Origin of the sequence: Mesorhizobium sp. M0028 (assembly GCF_040323855.1) — a bacterium.
GTDB lineage: Bacteria > Pseudomonadota > Alphaproteobacteria > Rhizobiales > Rhizobiaceae > Mesorhizobium.
This window is the reverse complement of record NZ_JAMYVG010000025.1, coordinates 63,559-79,324: the sequence shown is the minus strand read 5'-3', so window position 1 is coordinate 79,324 and position 15,766 is coordinate 63,559. Positions and strand designations below refer to the sequence as shown.

The 15,766-nt window shown below is 64.2% G+C and carries 12 protein-coding genes; 9 read left to right on the top strand and 3 right to left on the bottom strand.

Annotated features, from left to right (window positions below):
* Positions 1-121 precede the first annotated feature (121 nt).
* On the bottom strand, positions 122-3,070 hold the full coding sequence (gene polA, locus NKJ93_RS29565; protein WP_352592671.1) for a DNA polymerase I: 2,949 nt from the start codon (positions 3,068-3,070) through the stop codon (positions 122-124).
* A gap of 445 nt (positions 3,071-3,515) precedes the next feature.
* On the opposite strand from polA, the gene NKJ93_RS29560 reads away from it, so the two are divergent.
* The 6 genes from NKJ93_RS29560 (at position 3,516) to NKJ93_RS29535 (ending at position 9,817) form a co-directional block, all read left to right on the top strand.
* A complete protein-coding gene (locus NKJ93_RS29560; RefSeq protein ID WP_352592668.1) occupies positions 3,516-4,901 on the top strand; it encodes a M20/M25/M40 family metallo-hydrolase in 1,386 nt (461 codons plus the stop codon).
* Positions 4,902-5,004: 103 nt separating this feature from the next.
* Positions 5,005-5,625 (top strand): ribonuclease D, encoded by a 621-nt coding sequence (locus NKJ93_RS29555; protein WP_031193995.1) that lies wholly within the window; start codon positions 5,005-5,007, stop codon positions 5,623-5,625.
* A gap of 204 nt (positions 5,626-5,829) precedes the next feature.
* Positions 5,830-6,081, top strand: coding sequence for a hypothetical protein (locus NKJ93_RS29550; RefSeq protein WP_352483601.1), 252 nt, complete (start codon positions 5,830-5,832; stop codon positions 6,079-6,081).
* A 291-nt stretch (positions 6,082-6,372) separates the two neighbouring features.
* Positions 6,373-8,625 carry a transglycosylase domain-containing protein gene (locus NKJ93_RS29545; RefSeq protein ID WP_352483600.1) on the top strand — a complete coding sequence of 751 codons (2,253 nt, stop codon included), beginning with the start codon at positions 6,373-6,375 and terminating at the stop codon, positions 8,623-8,625.
* Positions 8,626-8,628: 3 nt separating this feature from the next.
* Positions 8,629-8,967, top strand: coding sequence for a hypothetical protein (locus NKJ93_RS29540; RefSeq protein ID WP_352483599.1), 339 nt, complete (start codon positions 8,629-8,631; stop codon positions 8,965-8,967).
* A 97-nt stretch (positions 8,968-9,064) separates the two neighbouring features.
* The gene (locus NKJ93_RS29535; protein WP_023718933.1) at positions 9,065-9,817 is read left to right on the top strand and encodes an SDR family NAD(P)-dependent oxidoreductase; all 753 of its coding nucleotides are present in this window, start codon (positions 9,065-9,067) and stop codon (positions 9,815-9,817) included.
* Positions 9,818-9,931: 114 nt separating this feature from the next.
* Here NKJ93_RS29535 and NKJ93_RS29530 read toward each other — a convergent pair whose 3' ends face one another.
* The gene (locus NKJ93_RS29530) at positions 9,932-11,704 is read right to left on the bottom strand and encodes a cation:proton antiporter domain-containing protein (RefSeq protein WP_352592665.1); all 1,773 of its coding nucleotides are present in this window, start codon (positions 11,702-11,704) and stop codon (positions 9,932-9,934) included.
* Between the two features lie 451 nt (positions 11,705-12,155).
* Between NKJ93_RS29530 and NKJ93_RS29525 the strand changes: the two genes are divergently transcribed.
* On the top strand, positions 12,156-12,653 hold the full coding sequence (locus NKJ93_RS29525; protein WP_023718935.1) for a GNAT family N-acetyltransferase: 498 nt from the start codon (positions 12,156-12,158) through the stop codon (positions 12,651-12,653).
* 420 nt (positions 12,654-13,073) lie between these two features.
* Here NKJ93_RS29525 and NKJ93_RS29520 read toward each other — a convergent pair whose 3' ends face one another.
* Complete coding sequence (locus tag NKJ93_RS29520; RefSeq protein ID WP_023718936.1) at positions 13,074-13,523, bottom strand: baeRF12 domain-containing protein; 450 nt, start codon at positions 13,521-13,523, stop codon at positions 13,074-13,076.
* A 441-nt stretch (positions 13,524-13,964) separates the two neighbouring features.
* Between NKJ93_RS29520 and cysG the strand changes: the two genes are divergently transcribed.
* Both cysG and NKJ93_RS29510 read left to right on the top strand, forming a co-directional pair.
* Complete coding sequence (gene cysG / locus NKJ93_RS29515) at positions 13,965-15,416, top strand: siroheme synthase CysG (RefSeq protein WP_352592662.1); 1,452 nt, start codon at positions 13,965-13,967, stop codon at positions 15,414-15,416.
* Positions 15,413-15,718 (top strand): DUF2849 domain-containing protein, encoded by a 306-nt coding sequence (locus tag NKJ93_RS29510; RefSeq protein WP_023718938.1) that lies wholly within the window; start codon positions 15,413-15,415, stop codon positions 15,716-15,718. Before cysG ends, NKJ93_RS29510 begins: the two co-directional genes overlap by 4 nt.
* Positions 15,719-15,766 lie beyond the last annotated feature (48 nt).

Sequence of the window (15,766 nt, the reverse complement as noted above, 5' to 3'; positions counted from 1 at the left end):
TCTCAGCCTAAACTCAACCCCAAAATCGCCATATGCGATTCCCCTGCCCTTGCGGGGGAGATGTCCGGCAGGACAGAGGGGGGTGGGAAGGATCGCGACTTAGCCGGCTGCAGACGGGACGTTAATGCGCCTCTTCCCAGTTGTTGGCGGCGCGGGCGTCGACGTGCAGCGGCACCGACATCGATACCGCCGGCATGGCGGCGTTCTCCATGACGTGGCAGACGACGGGAATCGTCGCCTCGACCTCGGCTTCGGCCGTCTCGAAGACCAGTTCGTCATGCACCTGCAGCAGCATGCGGGCGGAAAGCTTCGCCTTCTCCAGCGCCTCGTCCATGCGGATCATGGCGCGACGGATGATGTCGGCGGCGGTGCCCTGCAGGCGTGCGTTGATCGAGGCGCGCTCGTTGAACGCCCGGATCGAGGGGTTTGACGATCTGATCTCCGGGTAGTGGATGCGGCGGCCGAAGATGGTCTCGACGAAGCCGTGCTCGCGCGCATAGGCCTTGGTGGCGTCGATATAGTCGCGGATGCCGGGGAAGCGCTCGAAATATTTCTTGATGTAGTCACCGGCTTCTTCGCGTGCGATCGACAGCTGGTTGGCGAGGCCAAAGGCCGAAATGCCGTAGATGATGCCGAAATTGATCGCCTTGGCACGGCGGCGCACTTCCGAAGGCATGCCCTCGACCGGCACGTTGAACATTTCCGAGGCGGTGATGGCGTGGATGTCGGCGCCGTCGGCGAAGGCCTGCTTTAGCTGCGGGATTTCGGCGACATGGGCGAGCACGCGCAATTCGATCTGGCTGTAGTCGGCGGAAACCAGCTTGTTGCCCTTGTCGGCGATGAAGGCCGTCCTGATCTTTCGCCCCTCGACGGTGCGCACCGGGATGTTCTGCAGATTGGGATCCGAGGACGACAGCCGGCCGGTCGTCGTCGCGGCAAGCGCGTAGGAGGTGTGGACGCGCTTGGTGTCGGGATGGATGAAGCCGGGCAGGGCATCGGTATAGGTCGATTTCAGCTTGGTCAGCTGGCGCCAATCGACGATCTTGCGCGGCAATTCGTGGCCTTCGGCGGCGAGGTCTTCGAGAAGCTGCGCCGAGGTCGACCATTGGCCGGTCTTGGTTTTCGAACCGCCGGGCAGGCCCATCCTGCCGAACAGGATGTCGCCGAGCTGTTTTGGCGAGCCGATGTTGATGCGCTCGCCGACCAGCTGGTAGATCTCGTCCTCGAGCCGCGCCGCACCTTGTGCCAGTTCGCCGGAGAGCCGCGACAGGATCTGCCGGTCGACGGAGATGCCGCGTTGTTCCATCCGTGACAGGACTGGCACCAGCGGCCGTTCCAGCCGTTCATAGACCGAGACCAGGCCCTTGGCGGCAAGGCGTGGCTTCAGCACCTGCCAGAGCCTGAGCGCGACGTCGGCGTGCTCGGCGCCGTAAGCCGTCGCCTTGCCGAGGTCGGCCTGATCGAGGCCGACGAAGTTTCTTCCCGAACCGGCCAGTTCCTTCAGCGGAATGGTCGCGTGGCCGAGCCATTTATCGGCCAGCGCCTCCAGGCCATGGCCACCATGGGTGCCGGCCTCGAGCACGTAGGAGATCAGCATGGTGTCGTCATAGGGGCCGATCTCGATGCCATGACGGCTCATGACGACGAGGCGGTATTTCATGTCGTGCACGATCTTGAGGACAGATTTGTCCTCGAGCAGCGGCTTGAGCAACGCTAGTGCGTCGCGGATCGAGATCTGGTTGTCGACCGCGCCGCCGCCGAGCAGGTCGCCATTGCCGTTTTTATGGGCAAGCGGCACGTAGGCGGCATGGCCAGGCGCGACGGCCATGGCAAGGCCGATCAGTTCGGCCCGCATCGGATCGGGCGAGGAGGCCTTAACGTCGAAGGCGACGATGCCTCTCTCCATCGCCTCGGCGATCCAGGCCTTCAGCGTCGCGGCGTCGCGGATGCAGGCGTAGGCGCTGGTGTCGATCTTGCGGGCGGTGGCAGCCTCCAGGCGAAGCGCCGAAAGCAGGGATGGGGTGTCGCCTTGCCTGGCTGCGGCCGGGGCTTCGAGTGCCGCTTCGTCCGACGGCGGTGCGCTCTCGGCGGCCGCGGGCAGCCCAAAACCCATATCGGGGCCATGCGCGGTATCGGCACGCTCTATTGTGACGGGAGTGGCCGCAACGTCGCCCGCGTCGGTTCCCGTCGCTTCGGCCACGCGGCGGGTCAGCGTCGAGAATTCCATGGTCTTGAGAAAGCCGATCAGCCTGGGGCCGTCCGGCGCGTGCAACACGAACTCGTCGAGCCCCTCGGTCACCGGCACGTCGTTCTTCAGCGTCACCAGGTCACGCGAGATGCGCGCCTTGTCGGCATTGGCGATGATCGATTCGCGCCGCTTGTCCTGCTTGATCTCGCCGGCGCGGGCGAGCAGCGTATCGAGGTCGCCGAACTGTTCGAGCAATTGCGCCGCCGTCTTCGGCCCGATGCCGGGCACGCCCGGCACATTGTCGACCGAATCGCCGGTCAGCGCCTGCAGGTCGATCATCTTCTGCGGCGGCACGCCCCATTTCTCGATCACCTCGGGAACGCCGATCTGGCGGTCCTTCATCGGGTCGTACATGGCAACCGTTGGGCCGACCAGTTGCATCAGATCCTTGTCGGAAGAGATGATGGTGGTGTCGGCGCCGGCTTCGCAGGCAAGCCGGCAATAGGTGGCGATCAGGTCATCGGCCTCGTAGCCTTCCGTCTCAAGGCATGGCAGGTTGAAGGCCCTGGTCGCCTGGCGGATCAGGCCGAATTGCGGGATCAAATCTTCCGGCGGCGCCGAGCGGTTGGCCTTGTATTCGGGGTAGAGGTCGTTGCGGAAGGTCTTCGACGAATAATCGAAAATCACGGCGAAATGCGTCGGCACGATGCCGACATCGGTGTTGCGGGCGTCCTGGGTCAGCTTCCAGACCATGTTGCAGAAGCCGAGCACGGCACTGGTCGGCAGCCCGTCGGACTTGCGGGACAGTGGCGGGAGCGCGTGATAGGCACGGAAGATGTAGCCGGAGCCGTCGACAAGGAAGAGATGATCGCCTTTTTTCATGGCACGAGGGATAGCGCGGCGCAGCGCCGCGGTCCATGCCAAAGGCGGCTTGCGCCAAGGGTTCCGGCAACACCCTGACAAATGGCGTGTGAGCTTGGCCGGCCTGGCGGCTTGGCCGGAGCTTTGTTCGCTCACGCCTATGTTACAAAAGTGTAATTTTTGTGCCCTTGAATCGCCACGTTCGCAGACACAGATAAACGCCATCGGCAGTTTTCGCCGAAGTCCGGAGCAAGGCCCGTCCCCCGCCTATCCCGGACACTTGCGGCAGCCTATCCCCCCTCTCCGGGCTGCCGCATCGTTTCGAGTAAGGCCGCCGTGGTTCCCCCTCCACCACGGCGGCATTTTTTTGCCTTTCGACCCGATCCTGCCCGTGGCCCAACGTTCGCGGGCTTTCCGTTTGGCCGCATGGGCTCTAGATTCGCCGCCAGAATCGAAAGGCCCGCCTATGTCCGCAGTTTCCCCTGTCCTCGACCGCCTCGACAAGAACTTCGACCAGAGCCTGGAACGCCTGTTCGGCCTGCTCAGTATCAAGTCGATCTCCACCGATCCGGACTACGCGGCCTACTGCCGCAAGGCCGCCGAATGGCTGGTCGCCGAGCTCAAGTTGATCGGCTTCGACGCCAGCGTGCGCGACACGCCGGGGCATCCGATGGTGGTCGCGCATCACGACGGGCCGGCAGGCGCGCCGCATCTGTTGTTTTACGGCCATTACGACGTCCAGCCGGTCGATCCGGTCGAGCTGTGGGAAAGCGACCCGTTCGCACCGGCGGTCAAGGAGATCGAGCCCGGCCACAAGGTGATCACCGGCCGCGGCGCGGCCGACGACAAGGGTCAGCTGATGACCTTCGTCGAGGCCTGCCGCGCGTGGAAGCAGGTGCATGGCGGATTGCCGTGCCGAATCACGATCCTGTTCGAGGGCGAGGAGGAGTCCGGATCGCCGTCGCTGAAACCGTTTCTCGAGGCGAATGCGGACGAGCTCAAGGCCGATTTCGCGCTGGTCTGCGACACCGGCATGTGGGACCGCGATACGCCGTCGATCTGCGTCTCGCTGCGCGGGCTGGTCGGCGAGGAGATCACGGTGACGGCCGCCGACCGCGACCTGCATTCCGGGCTGTATGGCGGTGCGGCCGCCAATCCGATCCGCATCCTGGCAAAAATCCTGGCCGACATCCACGATGAGGATGGTCACGTCACCATTCCGGGTTTCTATGACGGCGTCGGGGAAACGCCCTCGCAGATATTGCAGTCGTGGCTGTCGCTGGGCGAGACCGCCGAGACCTTCCTCGGCCCGATCGGCCTGTCGATTCCGTCCGGCGAAAAGGGCCGCTCGGTGCTCGAACTGACCTGGGCGCGCCCGACGGCCGAGTTCAACGGCATCATCGGCGGCTATACCGGCAAGGGCTTCAAGACGGTGATCGCCGCGCAAGCCTCGGCAAAAGTCTCCTTCCGCCTCGTCCACAAACAGGATCCGGCAAAAATCCGCGCCGCCTTCCAGGCATTCGTCAGGCAGCGCGTTCCGGCCGACTGCTCGGTTGAATTCCATCCGCACGGCGCCTCGCCGGCGATCCAGCTTTCCTACGACTCGCCCTTTCTCGCCAAGGCCAAGCAGGCGCTGTCCGACGAGTGGCCGAAGCCGGCGGTGGTGACCGGCAGCGGCGGCTCGATCCCGGTGGTCGGCGATTTCCAGACCTATCTCGGCATGGAATCGCTGCTGGTCGGTTTCGGTCTTGACGACGACCGCATCCACTCGCCGAACGAGAAGTACGAGATGAGCTCTTTCCACAAGGGCCAGCGCTCCTGGGCGCGCATTCTCGAGGCGCTGACACGCTGAAATTGCGTCACAATCAACTTTGTGTTGATTTTTCACCGGATCACGGCAAGGACGGGCACGGCCCGTCGCGTATCGCTGCACGGGGCCGCGACCGGAGAAGACGATGAGCGACATACGTTTCCACAAAAACGATTTGCCCGGCCTGCTGCATTACGATGTCGGGGCGGTCGCTATCGACACCGAGACGCTCGGGCTGAACCCGCATCGCGACCGGCTCTGCGTCGTGCAGATCTCACCGGGCGACGGCTCGGCCGACGTCATCCAGATCGCGCCCGGCCAGAGGAAGGCGCCGAACCTCGTCAGCCTGCTGAAGAATCGCAGCATCACCAAGCTCTTCCACTACGGCCGCTTCGATCTCGCCGTACTCTACAACGCCTTTGGCGTCATGCCGGAGCCGGTGTTCTGCACCAAGATCGCGTCGCGGCTGACGCGCACCTACACCGACCGGCACGGGCTGAAGGACATCTGCTTCGAGCTTCTCGGGGTCGGCCTGTCGAAGGCGCAGCAATCCTCGGACTGGGCGGCCGAGACGCTGTCGCCCGAGCAGCTCGAATATGCCGCCTCCGACGTGCTCTACCTGCACCGGCTGCGCGACGTGCTGAGCGCGCGGCTGGCGCGCGACAACCGGACCAGGGAGGCCGATGCCTGCTTCCGCTTCCTGCCGACGCGTGCGAAACTCGACCTGATGGGCTGGGATGAGGAGGATATCTTCGCCCACAGCTAATGGCCTTCATGATAATTCTACTCCGGCGGCCATCTGGCGCAGTTTTCTCCGCTTCCGGTGCTCACGGACCCAAATGTCCGCTGCGCTCCGGTTCTCGAAAACCACGCCATATGTCTCGCCGGAGCGAATTCTCATAAAGGCCATCGGCCAGGAACCGAGGGCGCTTGTCCCGGCGCTCCGTTCGCTTCACCGGGAGGAATGGAAATGGCTGCGCGAAAACCGATCGAAACGGCACCCAAGGACGGTTCCAAGGTCACCGTCTACTGGCAGGATAGGGACGGCGTGATGAACGAAAGCATCGCGCAATACCGTTCGCTCGACCGGCTGAAGGCGGCCGGCGGCGACTGGGACGAAAGCGACGCCGGCTGGTGGGCCTATACGGACGGCCATACGCAAAAGAAGATCGAACCGATCAGCTGGCGGCCCGCCTCCGACGACCCGGACGCGGACGACTGAGGGTGGTCGCAACCGTCGAACTGAAGTGATTATTCTGAGGCGAAGCGTATTTTGTTCTTGCTTTGTGCCGGCAGCTATGCTATTAATCCCGCTATGGTGCTTATTGGCGCCAACGACCCGCCTGCCGAGGCGGGTTTTTTCGTTTCGGCTTTGGCACTGTCGCGAGCCGGGCGTGCTTCGCAAGTGATTGAATACAGTTTACTTCGATTTTTCCCGACTTAACCCGCCCTTAAATCGCCGCATCTAGTCTTCAACCCGAACGCCATAGGCATGGGGAAGACAGCACAGCGCATGGCGAACCGGAAAGACAGTCGCATCGAACCCAGCTTCGAGACATCGCCGGGGGCGAGATCCTCGGCCGGTTTTTCGGTGAGCGAGGAGGACCGCGTCGTGCCGAACAACCGCAAAGCCGCCGCAAAGCGCAAATCGACCAAGGCCAAGCCGTCACGCGGCGGGCGCGGCAAAGGCCGGCGCGGCGCGTTCGGCGTGCTTGGCCGGCTGTTCTACTGGTGCTTCGTGCTGGCCATCTGGGGCGGTATCGCCACTGCCGGCATCGTCGTCTATTACGGCGCGAAAATGCCGGCGGCCACCACCTGGGCCATTCCCGACCGCGCCCCCAACATCAAGATCGTCTCGGTCGACGGCCAGCTGCTTGGCAATCGCGGCATGAGCGGCGGCGAGGCCGTCGGCCTGCACGAAATGTCGCCCTATATTCCCGAGGCCGTCATCGCCATCGAAGACCGCCGCTTCTATTCGCATTTCGGCATCGACCCGATCGGCCTTTCCCGGGCAATGATGACCAATGTGCTCGGCGGGCATTTTTCGCAGGGCGGCTCGACGCTGACCCAGCAGCTGGCCAAGAACCTGTTCCTGACGCCGGACCGCACGCTGGAGCGCAAGGTGCAGGAAGTGCTTTTGGCGCTGTGGCTCGAGCACAAGCATACGAAGGACCAGATCCTCGAAATGTACCTCAACCGGGTCTATTTCGGCTCGGGCGCCTATGGCGTCGAAGCGGCCTCGCGCCGCTATTTCGGCAAGAGCGCGCGCGACGTCACGCTGTCGGAGGCGGCACTTCTCGCCGGTCTGCTCAAGGCGCCGTCGCGGCTGTCGCCGGCACGCGACCCAAAGGCGGCCGAGCAGCGCTCGCAGCTGGTGCTCGCCGCGATGCGCGACGAGGGCAAGATAAGCGCCAAGGAGATGACCACGGCGATGAGCGCGCCGGCGACGCGCGCGCCGTCCTACTGGACCGGCTCGGAAAACTATGTCGCCGATACGATCATGGAAGAACTGCCCGACCTGATCGGTGACGTGCGCCGCGACATCGTCGTCGACACGACCGTCGATCTGACGCTGCAGAAGCTCGCCGAGCAATCGATCCGCCGGCTGATCGACCAGAGCGGCAAGAAGCTCAATGTCAGCCAGGGCGCGCTGGTGTCGATCGACAATTCCGGCGCGGTGCGCGCCATGGTCGGCGGCTATGATTATTCGACCAGCCAGTTCGACCGCGCCTCGGAAGCGCGCCGCCAGCCGGGCTCGGCGTTCAAGCCGTTCGTCTATATGGCGGCGCTGGAATCCGGCCGTACGCCGGACAGCGTGCGCAATGACGCGCCGATCAAGATCGGCAACTGGACGCCCGACAATTACGGCGGCAAATATTTCGGCAAGGTGACGCTGGCGACGGCGCTGGCAAAATCGCTGAACTCGGTGGCCGCGCAGCTGACCATGGAAGTCGGACCGAATGCGGTGGTCGAGGCGGCGCACCGCATGGGCATCCAGTCCGAGCTGACGGCCAACACTTCGATCGCGCTGGGCACCTCGGAAGTGACGCCGCTGGAACTGACCTCGGCCTATGTTCCCTTCGCCAATGGCGGCTATAAGCCCGACATCCATTTCATCCGCCGCGTCACGACGAGCGACGGCAAGGTGCTCTACGAAAACAATGGCGGCGGTGCGCCGCGCGTCGTCAAGCCCGATGTCGTCGGCATGATGAACTCGATGATGACCGGCACGGTCGAGATCGGCACGGCCAGGAAGGCGGCGTTCGCCTGGCCGGCGGCCGGCAAGACCGGCACCAGCCAGAACTCGCGCGACGCCTGGTTCATCGGCTATACCGCCAACCTCACCACCGGCGTCTGGTTCGGCAATGATGACGGCAGCGCGATGAAGAAGGTCACCGGCGGCGCCTTGCCCGCGCAGGCCTGGCACGAGTTCATGGTCGCCGCGCATGAGGGCGTGCCGGTGCGGCCGCTGCCCGGAACCTGGAAATCGACGCCGCCCGACACCGTCGTCCCGGACGAGATACCGGCCGACACGGCACCGCCGGCGCCGGTCGCGTCCGTTGGCCAATCGGCGCCGCCTGCGGCAGCTACGCAGCCCGCTTCGCGTCCCGTGCGCCCTGCTGAGACGGTCGATGCCGGCGGCCTTGCCATGCCGGGCGTCGACAGTGCCACCGGATCGATCAAGCATCCGGTGCCGCCCGGCGAAGTTGGCGGCCCGGTCAAGAAGCGGCAGACCTCGATCCTGGACATTCTGGGCGGAGGTTAGGCGATGTCCGGTGAACCGGCCAAGCCGGCTGACGTCAAAGGATACAAGCGTCTAAGCACGTGGCAGTGGCTCTTGCTGCTCGGGATGACCGTTTGTGTCGTGGTCATTCGGCATCTGCCGTATCTCTATTTCCCCAATCCGGCATACCTCGATCAGGAAAGAATCGGAGCGGTATACGGCTCCGTCATCATGGGTCTTTTGTTGCCTTATGGGGTGGCCTGGGGCGTTGCGCGTCTGGCCGGGCGCTCGCGTGGCGCGTTCTTAGGGGTTATCTGGACGTTGGCGGCTCTGGTCTTTGTTCTCAATCTCGGCCTGTATGTGCAGTGTCCGACCTGCTATTGAACGGTTGCCAGCAGCCACGCAACCGGCCCTGTGATCTTCTGGCGGCCTCTCGTCATTGTAACCATATTCGGTTAGATCACGCGCCGGAGACCGCGACATGGCTGAACCCGACACCAGAAAAACCATCGTGCTGACCGGCGCCAGCCGTGGCATCGGCCATGCCACGGTCAAGCGCTTTTCACGCGAAGGCTGGCGCGTCATCACCTGCTCGCGCCAGGCCTTTGCCGAGGACTGCCCGTGGCCGGCCGGCCCGGAAGACCACATCAAGGTCGATCTCGCCGACCAGGAAGATGTCGGCATCGCCATCTCCGAGATCCGCCACCGGCTCGAGGCCCATGGCGGGCAGTTGCACGCGCTGGTCAACAATGCCGGCATCTCGCCGAAGCTCAAGGACGGCAACAGCCGCATGAACTCGATCGACACGCCGATGCATGTCTGGCGCGACGTCTTCCAGGTGAATTTCTTCGCGCCGATCATGCTGGCGCGGGGCCTGTTCAAGGAGCTGGCGTCAGCCAAGGGTTCGATCGTCAACGTCACCTCGATCGCCGGCACCCGCGTGCATCCTTTCGCCGGCACCGCCTACGCGACCTCGAAGGCGGCACTCGGCTCGCTGACGCGCGAGATGGCGCATGATTTCGGTCCGCACGGCATTCGCGTCAACGCCATTGCGCCGGGCGAGATCGACACCGCGATCCTGTCGCCGGGCACGGAAAAAATCGTCGAGACCATTCCGCTGAGGCGGCTCGGCACCACCGCGGAAGTCGCCGACATCATCTTCTTCCTGTGCTCGCAGCAGGCGTCCTACGTGACCGGCTCAGAAATCCACATCAACGGCGGCCAGCACGTTTGAGCGGTTGGTTTTGATCAATCGTTGACGCTGCCCCTCATCCCTCTGCCGGGACCTTCTCCCCGTGAAGAACGGGGAGAAGGGGCTTGACCGCTACGCTGGCGGGGCAGCGCAGGCTTAGGCTGCCGTGGGCGCTTTCGGTGCTGCCAAAACCTCCTCGACGATCCCGCGGGCGATCTCGCGTTCACCCATGATGACGGTGTCGGCACCAAGGCCCTTGAGGTGCTCGACCTCGGCATCGGAATGGGCGCGGGCGATGATCTCGATTGTCTGATTGGCGGCGCGGGCGCGCAGCACGACCTGCCCGGCCTCGAAGGCGTTGGGGATGGCCAGGATCAGCCGCTTCGCGCCCTCGGCATTGGATGCGGCGAACACGTCGCCATTCGCCGCGTTGCCGGCCACGGTTTCGACGCCTTCGGCCTTGAGCTTCGCCAACGTCTTGTCGGCATCCTCGATGACGAGGAAGGGCAGGGCGGCCTGCTTCAGCGACGCGCCGACGAGGCTGCCGACGCGGCCGTAGCCGATCAGGATGGTGTGGCCGGTCAGCCTCGTCCTGGGCGGCGGGCCATCCTCCTTCGCGGGCGCCGCGACCGAAGCCACCTGGCCGGGTTCGGTCGCCGGGCCGATCGGCCTTGCTTCGCCGGACGGCGCCGTCCTGCCGGCGCGTGCTCCCAGCCAGGGTTTCATCCGGTCGGCGGCAAGAAACATCAGCGGATTGAGGACGATCGACAGGATGGCGCCGGCGAGGATGAGGTCGCGGCCTTGTTCGGGCAGCAGTTTCAGCCCGACGCCGAGTTCGGCCAGGATGAACGAGAATTCGCCGATCTGGGCAAGGCTTGCCGAAATCATCAATGCCGTTGCGACCGGATAGCGGAAAACGACGACGATGACGAAGGCTGCCAGCGACTTGCCGATAACGATGATGGCCAGCGTCGCCAGGATCGGCCAGCCATTGCTGATCAGGCTGAACGGGTCGAACAGCATGCCGACCGAAACGAAGAACAGCACGGAAAAGGCGTCGCGCAGCGGCAGCGATTCCTCGGCCGCCCGATGGCTGAGCTCGGATTCGCTCATGATCATGCCGGCGAAGAAAGCGCCGAGAGCCAGCGACACGCCGAACAGCTTGGCCGCGCCGAAGGCGACGCCAAGCGCAATCGCAAGCACCGCCAGCCGGAACAGTTCGCGCGATCCGGCATGGGCGACGTAGTGCAGGATCCAGGGGATAAGCCGGCGGCCGACCACCAGCATGACCACGACAAAGGCCGCGACCTTGGCCAGTGTGATGCCGACGACGCCCCAGACGCCGTAGCTCGCCGGCAGCGACAGCAGACCGCCGGAGTGCACCCCCACCTGCTCCTGGCCGCCGAGCACGCCGGCCAATGCCGGCAAAAGCACCAGCGCCAGCACCATCGCCAGATCCTCGACGATCAGCCAGCCGACAGCGATGCGGCCACGCTCGGTCTCGATCAGCCGCCGCTCCTGCAGCGCGCGCAACAGCACCACGGTCGAGGCCACGGAAAGCGCCAGGCCGAAGACCAGCCCGGCGCCCATCGACCAGCCGAGCATCCAGGCGAGGCCGGCGCCAAGGGCTGTCGCGAAGCCGATCTGCACGATGGCGCCGGGCACGGCGATGGCGCGGACCGACAACAGGTCCTTCAGCGAGAAATGCAGGCCGACGCCGAACATCAGCAGGATGACGCCGATCTCGGCCAGTTCATTGGCGAGGCCGGCATCGGCAACGAAACCCGGCGTGTTCGGTCCAACCAGAACGCCGGCAATGAGATAGCCTACCAGCGGCGGCACGCGAAAACGGTTGGCAAGTGCGCCGAAGACGAAAGCCAGCCCCAGACCGGCAACGATGGTGGCGATAAGGGGCGTGTCATGCGGCATTGTCTATGGAGCGCCTTCAGGAATTGCCATGTCGGACGTGCGCCGCCCGAAAGCCGCCGCCTCGGCAGTATGGGGGCTCGGACAGTCGCGAGACAACCCGCAATCCCCATGAAATCGATGGCAAAGAAGCAAAAGGCAGAGAGCCGGTAAGCGTTGCCACCCGGCGCGGCCTGCTCTAGGCAGGCGATTGATACGGAAAAGGGCTTATCCCGTTCGCGCAGGCAGACGCTGCTAATTGTGCATTGATAGAACTGGGATTCATCCGTTAGCAGACCGAAGCGGTCCTCGGGATGGAAGATGGGTGCGACGCATCAGGCACGATTCGCCAACCCGTGTCCTGTCAGATCGTGGCAGCCTCCTACTGCGCCACAGGCGTTTTTGAAGCCGGGCGCTTGCGGATGAGACAATCTTCGACAAAGACTTTGGGAAAGCGGAGAACCTTGGAGGAAGTATGGTTGAAATCGCCAATACAGCCGCAGAGCACATTGAGAGTTTCCATGCGGCTCTCGACGTTGTCGCGCGGGAGCGAAAATACCTGACCATGCTTGAAGCGTTCCCGCTTCCTGAGACACGCGATTTCGTTTTGAATATGATTAAGCAGCGAAACCCGCATATCGTGGCGACGGAAGGAGACCGCGTTGTGGGATGGTGCGACATCACCCGCCATTTCTTTCCATCTCACGCTCATCGCGGAAGTTTAGCGATAGGAATCATACCCGATTATCGTGGACAAGGATTGGGCCGTCGCCTTATCACCGCCGCCTTAGAAAAGGCTCGGCAAGAAAACTTCGTTCGCGTTGAACTCTCGGTGCACGCCGATAATAGCCGGGCCATAACGCTGTATGAGAAAACTGGTTTCGTTACGGAAGGTGTCCTCAGGCGTAGCGTTTGCATTGATGGTCGCTATGTCGACACCATCTGCATGGCCGTGATGCTCGACGGTCAATGACGATGCTGGCGCATCCCGACCGACAGTACGTTTTGTCGCCGTGATCCGGCCCCCGGTCAGCTTTGAACCGATTGGAACGTGGCGAAGGAGGCCCATTTCGACATCTTCCGGAGCGAGGCTTGGAGGGTGAACGTGCCGCCTTGTGTTTCTCTCCTCACCCTTGCGTCGGGGTGGGAGGGCGGAACGCTGCCCCTCATCCGCCTACCGGCACCTTCTCCCCGTAAGTGACAGGGAGAAGGGGCTTGGACGCAACGCTGGCAACCCCCTCTCCCCGTCTTTCACGGGGGGCCGAAGGACGGGCGAGACAAGCGGCTCGCCCCGGAATGGGTAAGGGTGAGGGGCAGCACAAACCTGATGCGATTGCCCTGGGCTGCTTCAGCCTCACGATCAATAAGGAATGTACGCACCGCCGATGCCCGATCAGGTCGCCTGCAGCAGGCTCTCGATATCGGGTATGCTGTGGTTGGTCAGCGTCTTTGGAATTTCGGCCGTTATCTTGTCGGTGACCTCCTTGTGCAGTTTCCGGCGCATGTCGCCCAGCACTGGCGGCGGTGCGATCAGCACGATCTCCTTGAAGGTGCCGCGATGCGCGAGCTTGTAGAGCCGGTCGGCAATCTCGTCGGCAAAACGCTCCTTGCCGAGGCGGTGCCAATCGGTGTCCTCGACCGCACTGCGGTGGACGGAAGGGCCGTCGCTGTAGCGGCCGGGGCGGTCCGTGCCTTGCTCTCGGGTTGCCGGATTTTCCTGCTCCATCTCGTGCACGACCTGAAGGTCGGGATATTGGACGTCTCCACGGTTCTCGAGGAACAGCGCCTTTTCGCCATCTGCCACCACGATCCACAGTCCGCGTTTCAGTCTGACGTTGCTCATGGGGCGCTCCTTTTTGATTTTTCAAGCCCATAGCCGGGCCTTTGCCGCAGGGGCATGACCGGGCTTGGCCCTATAGAGCAAACGCGTGCCGAGGCGTGAATGTTCCGGTACTCGGACCCGGTATCTCCGACAGGAGCCGGCGAGAGCGCCAGGCTGTCTTTGATGGCTCGGCTGGCATGCGGCGGCTTTAATCTACTAAATTGGTAGAAATTGGAAAAATCTGTTTTGTGGCTGGCTCGGCAAGCCGCTAGAAAGGCAGCGGATCAAGGGCCGCAACAGCAGCTTCAATCCGCTCCGCATCTGAATGTGGAATATTTTTCTCTTGGCCGTTATGCTTGCAGAAAAGAGATTGCCTGCTACGAAGCGATGCGCGAGTGGGTGCCTTCTGGTTTTTCGCGGCCCCGCGTAGAACTGGCAAACGGTTCCAGGATTCCGCTCGTCATGCCGCAAGCCAAGCCTAAGCTCAATGCCTTTCCCGTCTTCATGCGGGTCGAGGGCGAAGCCGTCGCCATCGTCGGCGGCGGCGAGGAAGCGCTGGCCAAGGCGCGGCTGCTCGCTCAGTCGAGCGCTGTGCTGCGCATCGTCAGCGATGCCGCAAGCGCCGATCTGCTGGCCTGCATCGCCGAGACGGGCGCCACCCACATTGCCGACGCCTATAATGCAGCACATCTCAATGGTGCGGTGATGGTGTTTGCCGCCAGCGGCGATGAGGCGCTCGACCGCCGCGTTGCCGGGGATGCGCGCCGGCTGGGCATTCCGGTCAATGCCGTCGACCGGCCGGAGCTCTGCGATTTCTTCACGCCGGCACTGGTCAACCGCGCGCCGGTCGCCATTGCCATCGGCACGGAAGGTGCCGGCCCGGTGCTTGCGCAGATGCTGCGCAGCCGCATCGACCGCATGCTGTCGCCCTCGCTCGGGCCGCTAGCGGCACTTGCCGCGTCGTTTCGCGGCGCCGCCGAAAAGCTGCTGCCGAAGGGCAATGCCCGCCGCCGCTTCTGGAGCGATTTCTTTGGCGGCGCGCCGGCCCGTGCCGTGGAGGCCGGCGAGCTTTCGCAGGCGCATGATGCCGCCGTCGGCCTGCTGCTTTCGAACGAACCGGCATCGGGCCATATCGCGCTTGTAGGCGCCGGTCCCGGCGCCGAGGACCTTTTGACGCTGCGCGCCCATCGCCTGCTGATGGAAGCCGACGTGATCGTCCATGACGCGCTGGTGCCGGAGGCCATCGTCGCCATGGGCCGCCGCGATGCCGAACGCCTGCCGGTCGGCAAGCGCAAGGGCTGCCATTCCAAGAGCCAGGCCGAGATCAATGCGCTGCTGGTCGAGCTTGGCCACGCCGGCAAGCGCGTCGTGCGGCTGAAGTCCGGCGACCCGCTGGTGTTCGGCCGGGCCGGCGAGGAGATGGCGGCACTTCGCGATGCCGGCGTCGCCTACGAAGTGGTTCCGGGCGTCACCGCGGCCTTCGCCGCCGCCGCCGATTTCGAACTGCCGCTGACGTTGCGCGGCGTGTCGTCGTCGATGGTGTTCACCACCGGCCACGACCTCAAGGGAAATTCGCTGCCCGATTGGGCAAAGCTCGCCATTTCGGGCGCGACGGTCGCCGTCTATATGGGGCGCTCGGTCGCCGCCGAGGTCGCCGGCCGGCTGATCGAAGCCGGCCTGTCGCCGGACACGGCCGTCGCCGTGGTCGAGAATGCCAGTCTTGCCAACCGCCGCCGTTTCCACGGCACGCTCGCCGACCTGCCGTCGCTGGAGGCGCGCGCCGACCTCAGCGGCCCGGTGATGACGATCATCGGCGACGCCGTCGCCGGCGCCAATTTCGAACGGTCCGAGCCGCTGGCCGCACACAGGCAGGACAGCGTGGCCCGTGCTGCCGCGGAAGGAGTGAACCAATGAAAGTGCTGACCGCGAACCGTCTCGCCGACGGCATAGCCGTCTGGTACGCCAATGGCGGCTGGGCCGAGATCATCGACCATGCCGACATCGCCCATGACAAGGCGGCCGAGGACCGGCTGGAGGCGATCGGCGCCAAGGCCTCCGCCGACAATGAGGTGGTCGACGTCAATCTGATCGACGTGACTGTGGTCAACGGCACTGTCGAGGCGGTCCGGCTGCGCGAAAAGATCCGTGCCGCCGGCCCGACCACCCGCCACGATCTGGGCAAGCAGGCCCGTCCGCAGGCCGCACGCGCGGCATAGATGACACAAGCATGATCCCGATCGTGCTCGAACGAAGAAAATAACGGG

Coding starts and splice junctions, on each gene's coding strand:
- cysG (WP_352592662.1), top strand. CDS start 13,965: ATGCCGCAAGCCAAGCCTAAGCTCAATGCCTTTCCCGTCTTCATGCGG.
- NKJ93_RS29540 (WP_352483599.1), top strand. CDS start 8,629: ATGTCCGGTGAACCGGCCAAGCCGGCTGACGTCAAAGGATACAAGCGT.
- NKJ93_RS29535 (WP_023718933.1), top strand. CDS start 9,065: ATGGCTGAACCCGACACCAGAAAAACCATCGTGCTGACCGGCGCCAGC.
- NKJ93_RS29550 (WP_352483601.1), top strand. CDS start 5,830: ATGGCTGCGCGAAAACCGATCGAAACGGCACCCAAGGACGGTTCCAAG.
- NKJ93_RS29560 (WP_352592668.1), top strand. CDS start 3,516: ATGTCCGCAGTTTCCCCTGTCCTCGACCGCCTCGACAAGAACTTCGAC.
- polA (WP_352592671.1), bottom strand. CDS start 3,070: ATGAAAAAAGGCGATCATCTCTTCCTTGTCGACGGCTCCGGCTACATC.
- NKJ93_RS29510 (WP_023718938.1), top strand. CDS start 15,413: ATGAAAGTGCTGACCGCGAACCGTCTCGCCGACGGCATAGCCGTCTGG.
- NKJ93_RS29525 (WP_023718935.1), top strand. CDS start 12,156: ATGGTTGAAATCGCCAATACAGCCGCAGAGCACATTGAGAGTTTCCAT.
- NKJ93_RS29545 (WP_352483600.1), top strand. CDS start 6,373: ATGGCGAACCGGAAAGACAGTCGCATCGAACCCAGCTTCGAGACATCG.
- NKJ93_RS29530 (WP_352592665.1), bottom strand. CDS start 11,704: ATGCCGCATGACACGCCCCTTATCGCCACCATCGTTGCCGGTCTGGGG.
- NKJ93_RS29520 (WP_023718936.1), bottom strand. CDS start 13,523: ATGAGCAACGTCAGACTGAAACGCGGACTGTGGATCGTGGTGGCAGAT.
- NKJ93_RS29555 (WP_031193995.1), top strand. CDS start 5,005: ATGAGCGACATACGTTTCCACAAAAACGATTTGCCCGGCCTGCTGCAT.